11 protein-coding genes, 1 tRNA gene and 1 pseudogene are annotated in these 12,439 nt (G+C 57.6%); 8 read left to right on the forward strand and 5 right to left on the reverse strand.

The features are described from left to right. Positions 1-66: 66 nt before the first annotated feature. Together GOX21_RS20660 and GOX21_RS20665 are read right to left on the reverse strand one after the other, a co-directional pair. Positions 67-708 (reverse strand): annotated as a pseudogene (locus GOX21_RS20660) (IS6 family transposase); the annotation flags it as partial. A 372-nt stretch (positions 709-1,080) separates the two neighbouring features. Beyond that, positions 1,081-1,170: transfer RNA gene (locus GOX21_RS20665), tRNA-Ser, on the reverse strand. Positions 1,171-1,372: 202 nt separating this feature from the next. On the opposite strand from GOX21_RS20665, the gene GOX21_RS20670 reads away from it, so the two are divergent. The 8 genes from GOX21_RS20670 (at position 1,373) to GOX21_RS20705 (ending at position 9,012) form a co-directional block, all read left to right on the forward strand. Continuing rightward, on the forward strand, positions 1,373-2,740 hold the full coding sequence (locus GOX21_RS20670) for an SPOR domain-containing protein (protein WP_170374648.1): 1,368 nt from the start codon (positions 1,373-1,375) through the stop codon (positions 2,738-2,740). 17 nt (positions 2,741-2,757) lie between these two features. Beyond that, a complete protein-coding gene (locus tag GOX21_RS20675) occupies positions 2,758-3,924 on the forward strand; it encodes a D-alanyl-D-alanine carboxypeptidase family protein (RefSeq protein ID WP_170348191.1) in 1,167 nt (388 codons plus the stop codon). After that, a complete protein-coding gene (tmk, locus tag GOX21_RS20680; RefSeq protein WP_170374647.1) occupies positions 3,921-4,544 on the forward strand; it encodes a dTMP kinase in 624 nt (207 codons plus the stop codon). The genes GOX21_RS20675 and tmk overlap by 4 nt, the downstream gene beginning before the upstream one ends. A 10-nt stretch (positions 4,545-4,554) precedes the next feature. After that, positions 4,555-5,676: a DNA polymerase III subunit delta' gene (locus GOX21_RS20685; protein WP_170374645.1), complete on the forward strand. Its 1,122-nt coding sequence runs from the start codon at positions 4,555-4,557 to the stop codon at positions 5,674-5,676. Beyond that, positions 5,673-6,479: a TatD family hydrolase gene (locus tag GOX21_RS20690; protein ID WP_170374643.1), complete on the forward strand. Its 807-nt coding sequence runs from the start codon at positions 5,673-5,675 to the stop codon at positions 6,477-6,479. Before GOX21_RS20685 ends, GOX21_RS20690 begins: the two co-directional genes overlap by 4 nt. After that, the gene (locus tag GOX21_RS20695; protein WP_170348187.1) at positions 6,476-7,273 is read left to right on the forward strand and encodes an MBL fold metallo-hydrolase; all 798 of its coding nucleotides are present in this window, start codon (positions 6,476-6,478) and stop codon (positions 7,271-7,273) included. Before GOX21_RS20690 ends, GOX21_RS20695 begins: the two co-directional genes overlap by 4 nt. A gap of 42 nt (positions 7,274-7,315) precedes the next feature. Beyond that, entirely contained in the window at positions 7,316-8,248 is a 933-nt protein-coding gene (locus GOX21_RS20700) for an AEC family transporter (RefSeq protein WP_170374641.1), read from the forward strand. A gap of 71 nt (positions 8,249-8,319) precedes the next feature. Next, a complete protein-coding gene (locus tag GOX21_RS20705; protein WP_170374639.1) occupies positions 8,320-9,012 on the forward strand; it encodes a CbiX/SirB N-terminal domain-containing protein in 693 nt (230 codons plus the stop codon). 33 nt (positions 9,013-9,045) lie between these two features. Here GOX21_RS20705 and GOX21_RS20710 read toward each other — a convergent pair whose 3' ends face one another. From GOX21_RS20710 to GOX21_RS20720, 3 genes are all read right to left on the reverse strand, one after another. Next, complete coding sequence (locus tag GOX21_RS20710; protein WP_170374637.1) at positions 9,046-10,068, reverse strand: GGDEF domain-containing protein; 1,023 nt, start codon at positions 10,066-10,068, stop codon at positions 9,046-9,048. Continuing rightward, on the reverse strand, positions 10,065-10,652 hold the full coding sequence (locus tag GOX21_RS20715; protein WP_170374635.1) for a heme NO-binding domain-containing protein: 588 nt from the start codon (positions 10,650-10,652) through the stop codon (positions 10,065-10,067). The genes GOX21_RS20710 and GOX21_RS20715 overlap by 4 nt, the downstream gene beginning before the upstream one ends. 121 nt (positions 10,653-10,773) lie before the next feature. Continuing rightward, positions 10,774-12,333, reverse strand: coding sequence for a trimethylamine methyltransferase family protein (locus tag GOX21_RS20720; protein ID WP_170348182.1), 1,560 nt, complete (start codon positions 12,331-12,333; stop codon positions 10,774-10,776). Positions 12,334-12,439: the final 106 nt, after the last annotated feature.

The following is a 12,439-nucleotide window of genomic DNA, read 5'->3' on the forward strand; positions in this document are numbered from 1 at the left end:
CTATCCGGAACAAAGTTGACGCCACTCGCTAAGAGCGGCGGCGCGGGTCAGCTTGAAGGTATCTCAGCTTGCGAGCGATCCTTCCTGGTTTAAGTGGTTGTAGACAGAGGAGTGGACCGAGACGAATTTCTGTCGACTTCGCATGCGCCTGAACCGTTGCATCGCGCGTTCGCGTCGCCGGAAAGGAAGGTGGGAATTCTCAACGCGGTTGTTGAGCCACCTGCCCGTCTGTTGTTTTTTGAGCGCGCCCAGCTCTCTGAGCGCGGCTCTGTATGAGGCGAAGCGATCCATGACGACGTTTTCCGCTTTACCGTGTCGCTTCATCAATTTCCTGAGGAATTTCAACGCGGCCTGCTTGTTTCGGCGTTTGGTGACGATTGCTTCCAGCACTTCGCCCTCATGATCGACAGCCCGCCAGAGGTAGTGTCTCTTGCCATTCACCTTCACGAAAACCTCGTCCACGTGCCACTTCCATTTGGAGTATGCTCTCAATTGCTGAACACGCTTCCGTCTGATCTCAGCAGCAAACATTGGGCCAAACCTGTTCCACCAATACCGGACAGTTTCGTGGCTCACGTCGATGCTTCGCTCGTGCAGCAGATCTTCAACATTCCTAAGCGAGAGCGGGAAACGGATGTACAGCATCACCGCCAAGCGGATAATCTCGGGATTGGTTTTGAAGTATTTGAAAGAGGCAGGTCTGGTCATGAGAAAAAGCTACGCAACACCCCTGCCCTGCTGAAGCAAAGTTCTTCTGACAAGACCCCCTGTTCGCTCAAGAAAACTCCCTGTTCCACCTTTTAGGGAATTTCCCACATAAGCCGCTGAAAAGCATACGGTTCTGACCTGCAAAACGTCTGATATTGAACCCATCTCACGAAAATTCCCTGTAAATTGCCGGGTATCAGGGAAATCTGGTCCAAAGCGACCCCGACAAAATGTGGCACTGAGACTGAGGCCTGAATTCTACTCAGAGTGTACGGTTTGCTCCGTCTCTGATTGAAAGCGCATGCTCCAACTCGCGGGAATTGCGGCACAATTCCGGGTCAGAAAACACAACTGAAGTGAGACAGGTATGAGTGGCGGGGAGACAGGGATTCGAACCCTGGGGACGCTCTCACGCCCAACGGTTTTCAAGACCGCCGCATTCGACCACTCTGCCACCTCCCCGCGTGGGGCTGGGTCTAAGGCCAACTGAAATCGGTGGCAAGAGCAAATAGGGAATTCTCGCCTAAGGATGTGCAGTGGTCTTTCCATGACACCTCACCCACGTTATGCTTTGCAGGAAAGACCGTAACAGACCGGCAAGACAGAACCGGCAATTGGCGGCGGGGTTCAGGAAACGAGACCCCTTCAGGCAAGGGATGACAAAATGAAGCGAGCGACTGAGACACGCTTAAAACCGCGATCGTGGGCGGTGCTGGCGGTAACATTGGCAATTCTGGCGGGGTGTGACGAGACACTGTCGACCGAGGAAGCATTGTCGGACGCACCAAGTGACGGCACCCAGACCAGCGGTACCGTCGAACTGTTTCCCGGTCATTCAGACAAATCAGGCGCAACGGTCGAAGCGCCAGAGGCCTTCAATGTGACCGAAGCCGCTCTGTGGGATGGGCGTCCGTCCTTGGGCGGTATCTGGGTTGCCCACCCGGATGTGACTCAACCCGAACGCGTTGTCATCAAGAATCCGAAAAACAACAAATCTGTGAATGGCGCCTTGTTCCGGCGGGAAAGAAACCTGCCCGGCCCGGCTTTACAACTGTCCTCTGCGGCCGCTGGCAAGCTGGGTATCCTTGCAGGTGCGCCGACCAAGGTTCAGGTTACTGCCCTGCGGCGCAAACCCGTAGAAAAAGAAGAACCCAAGCCCGAAGAAACCGCGACAACCGAGAATAAATCGGTCACCGATGAAGCAAAATCAAAAGACGCAGCCATAGAAACGGCTACGGCAGATGCCGAAAAGCCCACAAAGCGGAAATGGTGGCAAAAGAAAGAAACGGTTGCCGCAGCAGGTGCAGCCGGAGCCGCTGCAGCGGCAACAGGCGATGCCGCAGCTGAAGCAACCGCCGATGCCGCGGAAGACGTGGTTGAAACCGCAGCTCAGGCCACACCGTCCTCTACTCAATCTGAACCCGAAGTCAGCCCGTCCGAGGAAAAGCCCGCCAAACGGAAGTGGTGGCAAAAGAAAGAACCGGTTGCCGCAGCAGGCGCAGCCGGAGCTACCGCGGCGGCAACAAGCGACACCGCAGCTGAGGCAACCGCTGATGCGGTGGGAGAAGTGGTAGAAACCGCAACTCAACCCACCGCGGCCCCGTCTCTGTCTGACCCCGAAGTCACCCCACCCGAGGACAAACCGGCCAAGCGGAAGTGGTGGCAAAAGAAAGATCCTAACGAGATCACTGAAACGCCGCTTGACCCCGTTGCAGGTGCTGCAGCCGCGATTGAAGCGGCCGACCCCACCCCGGTAAGCGCGCCTGCTCCGGTGGCTCAGGATCCAGCACCACGATCTCTGACCAAGCCGTTTGTTCAGGTTGGAACCTTCAATGTCGAAGCCAATGCCAAGAGCGCGGCGCAAAAAATTGAGCGGAACGGAATGACTGCCAACGTTCGCGAGCTGAAGGCCGACGACAAAACGGTCTGGCGCGTGCTGGTTGGCCCGGCAAAAACCCGCTCGGAACGCAACGCATTGCAAAGCGACGTCAGAGACCTTGGGTTTTCCGACGCGTTCTCTGTCAAGAATTGAAACAAAGGAGGCCCCTCGTGCTGTCCTCACTGCGATCATCCGTTTTGACCCTTGGGCTGGCTGTGTTTGCCCTGCCCGCCCAAGCCTTTGATACAACAGCCCGCGCGGCATATGTGGTAGATCAGACCACAGGTACGGTTCTACTGTCCAAAGAGGCCGATCTGCCCCTACCGCCTGCCTCTATGTCCAAGCTCATGACGCTTTACGTGGCGTTCGAGGCACTGCGCGATGGCCGCCTGACACTGGATGAAACACTGCCGGTTTCGGAACACGCCATGAGCTATGGCGGCTCAACCATGTTCCTGAACACGCAGGACCGCGTCCGGGTCGAGGACCTGTTGCGCGGCATTATCGTACTGTCGGGCAACGACGCTTGCGTGGTGATCGCCGAGGCGCTCAGCCCTGACGGAACCGAGGCTGGGTTTGCCCGATACATGACGCAACGTGCGCAGCAAATGGGCATGAACAATTCCAACTTTGCCAACTCGAACGGCTGGCCCGCTGCCGGTCATATGATGTCCACCCATGACTTGGCTGTGTTGGCAAATCATCTGATTTCGGATTTCCCGGAATACTACCCCCTGTTCGCCGAGGAAGAGTTTGAATTCGATGGCCGCGCGCCGTCGAACAAACGCAACCGCAACCCGCTGCTCAAGCTGGGGATCGGTGCCGACGGTCTGAAGACCGGCCACACGCAAGAGGCCGGGTATGGCCTTGTCGGGTCGGCCAAACAGGGTGACCGTCGGGTGATTTTTGTACTCTCAGGTCTCGACAGCACCGGCAAACGGGCAGAGGAGGCTGAGGCCGTGGTTAACTGGTCGTTTCGAAATTTTGTCGAGAGGACAGTTGCCAACGCGGACACGCCAATAGCCGAGGCCAAGATCTGGATGGGCGCGCAAAAGACCGTGGGTCTGGTCCCGGAAGAGGACTTGTCGCTGCTGTTCCCAGTTCTGGGTGACAAGAATATTGAGGCCGAGGTTGTCTATGACGGGCCGGTCAACGCGCCAATTGAAAAGGGCCAACAACTGGCTGAGCTGGTTATCAAACCCGAAGGATTGCCGGAAATCCGCCGCCCATTGGTGGCGTCTGAAAGCGTCCCGGCCGGAGGCTTCGTGGTGCGTATGATGACCGTGGGCGGTATCTTTCTGACCGATGTGATCGGCAATCCACTGGACGCATTGTGACAAAGCCCGGGTTGTTTCTGACCTTCGAAGGCATTGATGGATCAGGCAAATCATCGCAGGCACGCATGCTGACCGAGCGTTTGCGTGATCTTGGTCATGAGGTCGTGCTGACGCGCGAACCCGGTGGCTCGGTCGGGGCCGAAGAGATCCGCCGCCTGGTTTTGGAAGGCGACCCCGACCGCTGGTCGGCCGAAACGGAATTGCTGTTGTTCACTGCCGCGCGGCGGGATCATTTGGAGCGCACAATCGAGCCCGCTCTTGCCGCTGGCAAAGTGGTTATCTGTGACCGATTTGCCGATAGCACTCGCATGTATCAGGGCCTGTCGCGCGGCGATTTGCGCGGGGTGGTTGATCAATTGCACAGCCTGGTGATTGGGCGCGAACCCGATCTGACACTGCTGATCGACATGGACCCACAAACCGGTCTGGCCCGCGCCAAGGGGCGACAGGGCACAGAAGAAAGGTTCGAAGATTTCGGCATCGATCTGCAGCAAAAGATGCGCGCCGGATTTCTGGCGCTGGCCGATGAGTTTCCGGACCGCTTTCGCGTGATTGACGGCAATCGCGACATGGACAGCGTTGCACAGGATGTGACAGATATCGTTCTGCAAGCTTTGTGACTGACGATAGATGAGCGACGATACCCCAACCCCGGATCAGGCCCCCGGTGCCCCGCACCCGCGCGAAACCCAGCAACTGTTTGGGCAAGCCGCGGCTGAACAGGCATTTCTGAGCGCCTACACCTCGGACCGGCTGCACCACGGCTGGCTTTTGACTGGCCCGCGCGGGGTGGGTAAGGCAACCCTGGCCTGGCGGATTGCACGGTTTTTACTGGCAACGCCGCCGATGGAAGAGGATGGGCTGTTCGGTGCCCCTCCGCCACCTGAAACCCTTGCGATTGATCCCGAACATCCGGTCGCACACCGCATACTGGCCGGGGCCGAGCCGGGGCTGGCCGCCATCACCCGATCCGTGAATGATCAGGGGCGGTTGCGGAACGAAATCGTCGTTGATGATATTCGCAAGCTGGGGAAATTCTTCGGTCTGTCCTCGGCCGATGGCGGGCGGCGTGTCGTAATCGTCGATTCAGCGGATGAGATGAATGTCAGCGCGGCTAACGCCCTGCTGAAAATGCTCGAAGAGCCACCTGCGCGCACGACATTACTGTTGGTTTCGCACCAGCCGTCACGCCTGTTGCCAACGATCCGATCCCGTTGTCGAACCCTGCGCCTTTCTCCACTTGGACCTGAGGATATGCAAGCCGCCCTCGTGCAAACGGGTGCGGACCTGCCCGCGCAGACCGACCATTTGGCGGCGCTGGCCGCCGGGTCGGTCGGCGATGCGGTGCGGTTGATCAATCTGGGTGGGTTAGAGATCTATGCTGAACTGATCGCCATTCTCGGCACTCTGCCCCGCATGGATCGCCAGCGCGCGTTGGCTTTGGCCGAAGCCGCTGCCCAACGCGGTGCGGCAGAGCGGTTCGAACTGCTGCTGACCCTGATCGACGTCGTCCTGTCGCGCCTGGCGCTGACCGGCGCAACCGGTGCGCCGCCACTACCCGCGGCTGCGCCGAATGAGGCGGAAACGCTGTCACGTTTGTCCCCATCTCCGCATCAGGCCCGTCAATGGGCCGAGGTTGCGGCGACAATCACGGCCCGCGCGCGCCATGGTCAGGCGGTGAACCTTGACCCTGCCGCTCTGGTCCTAGATACGGTGTTCAAGATACAGGAAACCGCCGGTCAGAGCAGATGAGCGACACCCCCCAGATCACCGACAGCCATTGCCATCTGGACTTCCCCGATTTTGAGGGGCAGCTGGACCAGATCATCGCCAATGCCGCCGAAGCAGGCGTGACCCGCATGGTCACGATCTGCACCCGCTTGCGCAACGAACCCACCATTCGTGCCATTGCCGAGGCACACGCGCCGATCTTCTATGCCGCAGGCACCCATCCCATGAGCGCCGCGGATGAGCCGATGGCCACGGTCGACGAACTGATCGCGCTGTCCCGGCACCCTAAATTTGTCGGCATCGGCGAAACAGGACTGGATTATCACTACACCGCTGACTCAGCCTCGGTGCAAAAGCAATCGCTGCGCGTACATATCGAGGCCGCCCAGCACACCGGTCTACCGCTGATTATCCACGCCCGCGCAGCTGATGATGACATGGCGCGCATTCTGGCCGAGGAACACCGCAATGCGCCCTATTCCTGCGTAATGCACTGTTTCTCATCCTCGACGGAACTGGCCCGCGCCGCGCTGGATCTGGGTTTCTACCTGTCCATGTCCGGCATCGCCGCCTTCCCCAAAAGCCAGGAATTGCGCGATATCTTCGCCGCCGCGCCGGTCGACCGCGTTCTGGTGGAAACTGACGCCCCCTATCTGGCCCCGCCGCCTTATCGCGGTAAACGTAACGAACCGGCCTATACCGCCCACACCGCCCATAAAGGGGCCGAAGTGTTCGGGTTGGACTATGCCGATTTCGCTGCCCAGACGCAGGCCAATTTCGACCGTCTGTTCACAAAGGCCGCAACCTACAAGGCGGCTGCATGACCCAGCTGCGCTGCACCATCCTTGGCTGCGGCTCGTCCGGCGGCGTACCGCGACTGGGCGGGCATTGGGGGGATTGCGATCCGCAGAACCCCAAGAATATTCGCCGCCGCTGTTCGATGCTGGTTGAACGTGACGGGCCGGATGGCACGACCACGGTGCTGATCGACACCACCCCCGACATGCGCAGCCAATTGCTGAGTACTGGAACAGGGCGTTTGGATGGCGTGGTTTATACTCATTCCCATGCCGATCACGTCCACGGCATCGATGACCTGCGCATGATCGTCTATAACATGCGCGAGAGAGTATCGGTCTGGGCCGACGGTGATACGCAGAACGCCCTGCTGGGGCGGTTTGGGTATGCCTTCATCCAACCCGAAGGCTCTCCCTATCCGCCGATCCTTGACTTGAAGTCCATCGACGGCCCGTTCGAAATCGACGGCCCCGGCGGTTCGATCCCGTTTCACCCCTTCAAGGTCAATCATGGCTCGATCGATTCTTTGGGTTTTCGGATGGGTAAGCTGGTGTATCTGCCGGACGTCGCCGAACTTTATGACGACGCATGGCCTATGATGGAAGGGCTGGACTGTCTGGTCATTGACGCCCTGCGCCGTAGCCCTCATCCCACACACGCCCATCTGGATAAAACGTTGGAATGGATTGAGCAGCTGAAACCCAAACGAGCGGTTCTGACCAACATGCATATCGACCTCGACTATGTCACGGTTGACGCCGAAACCGCCGATCACATCACCCCTGCCTATGACGGTATGGTGATCCATCAGGATTTATAGGGCACTGCCGTTGCAGCCCGCGAAACACTCTGGGGCGGCTGGATGCTGCAAACTCTGATCGAAGTTATCCTGCCGGTATTTCTTGTGATCGGTGCCGGATACACCGCGACCCGTCTGGGGTATTTCAAAGAAGCCCATGTCGAAGGGTTGATGAAATTCACCCAGGGCTTCGCGATTCCCTGCCTGCTGTTTCTGGCCATCGCACATCTGGATCTGAGCGCCAGTTTCGATCCCCGGCTGCTGGGCAGCTTTTATGCCGCCGCAGCCCTGTGTTTCACCGCCGGGTTGTTCGGCGCCCGCCTGATCTTTCACCGCGAGTGGGAAGATTGCGTCGCCATCGGCTTTTGCTGTTTGTTCTCGAACTCGGTTCTGCTGGGCCTTCCGATCACGGAACGCGCCTTTGGGTCCGAGAATTTGGACGGGAACTACGCCATCATCGCCTTCCATGCGCCATTTTGCTATGCCATCGGCATCACGGTGATGGAAGTTGTCCGAAACCGGGGGAATGGCGGCAGGCGCATGATCCGGTCGGTGATGTCGGCAATGTTCCGCAATGCGCTGATCCTCGGTATCGCGCTGGGATTTATCGTTAACCTTTCAGGAATTGGCGTACCTTCAGTTTTGGACGAAGCGCTTGGCCTTATTACTCGTGCCGCCCTGCCTGGCGCCCTGTTTGCGCTGGGCGGAGTTCTGGTCAAATACAAGCCCGAGGGCGATCTGCGCGCGATTGCCTATGTCTGCTGCATTTCATTAATCCTGCACCCCGCCCTGGTTTGGCTGTTTGGGACCTCTGCTGGTCTGCCTCAGGATTTGTTCCGCTCGGGCGTTCTCACAGCGGCGATGGCGCCCGGCTTCAACGCTTATATATTTGCCAACATGTACGGACACGCAAAACGGGTGGCAGCCTCATCCGTTTTGATTGGAACGGCGACCTCGATTCTGACGGTCTGGTTCTGGCTGACACTTTTAGGTTGATGGCACCTTAGTTTGGATTGACTCTGGCGCGGCGGGACGCACCTATCGGTAAAGCTAACAGGACAATTCGAATGCACCACGCCCTTATCGTCGCCCATGGCCAACCGTCGGACCCGACCCCGGCCGAACAGGTCTTAGCCGAGTATGCCGCCGAGGTCGACGCACTGTGCGCAAAGGTGACTGTACGGTCGGCAACGCTGGCGGCACCGGGTATATTCGAAGAGCGCGTTTCAAAGCTGACAGATGACGCAGTGATTTACCCGCTTTTCATGGCAAAAGGGTGGTTTGTCACCAGCGCCCTACCCAAACGTCTTGCCGGGCGAAATCTACGCATTCTGGACCCGCTTGGTGTCGACCCTGACCTACCAGAACTTGTGGCCGGGGCGCTGCGCGACAGGTTGGTGGAAAACCAGTGGACGGCGCAGGAAACGGATCTGGTTGTGGCCGCTCATGGCTCAGGTCGCAGTCGCAACCCATCTTCCGTTGCCCTTGCATTTGCCGGCACGTTAGAAAAACATCTAGCATTCAGGTCTATTCGTGTGGGTTTTGTCGAAGAACCCCCTTCCATCTCCGAGGCCGCGTCAGGTTTTTCGGAGCAAGCTATTTGCCTGCCCTATTTTGCCTGCACCGGCGGTCACGTTCTTGAGGACCTGCCGCAAGAGTTGGCTGAAGCCACGTTCAAAGGACAACTCATGCCAGTTGTCGGAGAGCTACCACCGATCAAACGCCATATTGCAAACACTCTGAGCCGTGTGTTCGATTAGGCTTGATCGCATCTAAGCCGGGTCCGCGCGATTTTAATCCAAACGAACCCCGGATGCCGGGTCGCCTTGCCGACGCCCCACCAGTGTCGAGTATAAGCAATGCCGAGATCTGCCCTTCCTCTTCGCCTCATACAGCGCCAAATCAGCCGCGTTCAGAATTTCCGCGGATTTGGGGGGCGAAAACTGCGTGGACAACGCGGTCCCGATACTGGCTGATATCCGACAGGGGTTTTTCTCGAACACCATTGGTTTTTGCAACCGGTCAATAAGACGTGACGCAATTGCTGAAAGGACAGATTCATCCATCAAACCCTTAAAGATAATAACGAACTCATCCCCGCCAATGCGGGCCACTGTGTCATCGTTGCGGGTTTCCTCTACCATGATCCGGGCGGCCTGCTGCAACACGTGATCCCCCGCTGCGTGCCCATATTGATCATTGACCGACTTGAAGAAATCCAAATCCAGATGCATCAGGGCGAAAGGCAAATGCCCGGATATCAGATGGCCCAGAACCACGTCCATGGCCCGACGGTTCTTTAACCCGGTCAGCATATCGGTAAAGGCTTGTTCTTCGGCGGCCAACATCGCCCCTTGCAGCCGCAGGTTAAGCGACCGCGAAGCCTCCATCGCGGCCGATTTAGCCTCGACCAGGTACAGCAGTTCGATCGCAAGGTCGGTGCCAGAAAAGTCCGCACTGGTCAGCGCATAATCACGTACAGCATCCAAAATCGAAATGCCGAAGGACAGGTTAATTACTGCGCCTTTTCCGTTGGGCAGTGGGGCAATCAATCCCTTCAACGCCGTTCGTGGCGTATCATGGAGTTTCAGGTGCAGTTTTGCGCCAGCCAACGACATCAGCGCCGAAAGGGTTGTGACAGCGCGCGGGCGTATCAACTCGAATACGTCCAGAAATTCTTTCCCCTCTATCGGTTGATCCGGGCGAAGTTTCTGCAACGTCGGCCCTACGCGTGTTATCCGCCCAGTTTCGCTCACCAGAACGAACATTGGACATAGTGTTTCCAGCAAAGAACCCAGATCGCCAGTATCCATCATGATTTGCGCGCCCCAAGATCGAAATGACGCCCTTCGGCAAAAGCGCTTTCCACAAGTACGACTGAGATGACTTCGGCCTCGCCCTCTTGCCCGTCATGGGACAACATGGCCAAGGCACCGTAATCGTCAGCCATGGCGCGCAAAACCCCGACCATAACGCTGGAATATCCGGCCAATCCGGGATGACAATACAATTGATATTCTGTTGGGCTCACCTCAATAAGCTCCAACATTGGCAGGCAAAGGTCGGAAACTGCCAAACGGACGCGGTCGGACAAGTCATCCAGGGAATGCAGGAACTCTACATAAGTGACGCCGCCAAAGCGCAGCAGACGGCGCAGATCCTCCATATTCGGGTGAGACACCAGATATGTTCCCAAATCCTCGAGTATTTCGGCACGTGGGCGCTTTATTTCGTCGCACAGTGCGTCCAAAACCCGGGCAGTCATGTCGTCATCGTAGACGAGCATGGCCTCGAACTCGGTAAATCCCAGCTCAGCCATCTCGGTTACGCGCAACCAGCACGTCTGCCCGTAGGTCGCACATACGAAAGATTGTACCGCCCGATTGATCAGACCATGCATAAAATGCCCCAGATTGGTTACTTCTCCAATCTGGCCCGAGATTCCTTAACAAACCCCCAAGATAGGTCGTTGGATTCCAACAATCTGAACAAGTATCGCAGTGGAAGTCTTTGACAGGGAACTAGAAATCCGTCGGCGCCCCACCTTCGGCCTTGCGACGGGCGACAAAGTCGGCAAGCTCATCCCGGATCGCATCATCCAGCGCCGGTGGTTCAAAGCTGGTGATGATCTCTTTGAACATGTGATGGGCCCGCTCCGCCGTCCAAATGCCACCCGCAACATTCCAGCCCTCGAAGTTCTTCCAATCACTCAGGAAGGGTTGATAGAACGCGGTGGTGTAGCGGTCCTGCGTGTGCTGAATACCAAAGAAATGGCCGTCATTGCCCACCGACCGGATCGCATCCAACGCGATTTCATCTGGACCGGTCGCGGTAATTTCAGGCTGCATATAGCGCTGAATTTGCTGCAATATTTCACAGTCCATGATGAATTTTTCGGGGCTGGCGATCAACCCTCCCTCAAGCCAACCTGCTGCGTGGTATACCATATTGGTACCCGACTGAACGGACGCCCACAGAGAGTTCGAGGTCTCCCAAACCGATTGGCCATCAGGCACGTTTGCGGCACACACCCCCGACGACCGCATCGGCAGGTTGTAGAACCGTGCCATTTGCCCAGTCATCTGGGTGGAACGCATGTATTCCGGTGTACCAAAGGCAGGTGCGCCTGACTTCATATCCACATTGGATGTGAACGTCCCGATTACGCAGGGAATCCCCGGGCGCACGTATTGGAACAGAGCGATTGCGCACAAGGCTTCGGCCAGCGATTGCGCCACAGCCCCCGCCATCGTTACCGGAGCCATTGCACCAGCCAACGTGAACGGCGTCACAACAATCGCCTGCCCCCGCCGCGCCAAACGCAAGCATCCGTCAATCATCGGGTGGTCATGTTTCAGCGGTGAGGTCGAGTTGATGTTGGAATACATCCGAGGCGTTGCCTCGAATTCCTCGTGGCTCAGCCCGCCAGCGATGCGGACCATCTCCATCACATCTTCGACCCGTTCCTTCCCGAGGCAATAGGCATGCATCGCCTTGTCGGTCAGGGTCAGCTTGTCATAAAGCACATCCAGGTGCCGGACACTGGCATGTATATCGACGGGTTCAACCGGATACCCGCCCGCAAAGTGAATGCAATTGAAATATTGCGTCAGTTTCAACAGGTTGCGGCACATATCTCGATTGCCGGGAACCTTGGTACCGATCTCCATATCCCAGTAATTCGGCGGCGATGAGACGTTGCCGAACACCATGTTCTTTCCGCCGATCTCAATCGTGCGGTCCGTATTTCGCGGAGTAATCGTAAAGCTTGAAGGGGCTTTGCCCACCATCTCCATGACAAAGTCCCGGCCCATGCGAACATTGTCGCCCTCGACCGTACACCCTGCCTCGCGCAGAATGCCTTTGGCTTCTTCGTTGTAGAACTCGATCCCGATCTCTTCGAGGATGCGCATGGCCCCTTCATGGATCGCCTCGATCCCGTCCTGATCCAACGGTTCAGTCGGGCGGTCGATGTTGATTGGCGGGCTCCACGGCATCTGGTCGATTACCGCAGTACCTCTGCGTTCAGCGGCCCCGGCACGTCCACCACCACGACGCCTGCGAGTTTTTGTGTCTGCCATCTGATCCTCCGGAGCTTGCTCTATCACAAGCAAGCCCCGAAGGTCGGGGGCTGGCCGCTCTGTCTGCGACAGACTTTGTCGGTTTTTTATCCCGAAGCGACGAAAT

This window comes from Ruegeria atlantica (assembly GCF_013032005.1).
In the GTDB taxonomy this organism is placed as follows: Bacteria; Pseudomonadota; Alphaproteobacteria; order Rhodobacterales; family Rhodobacteraceae; genus Ruegeria; species Ruegeria atlantica_A.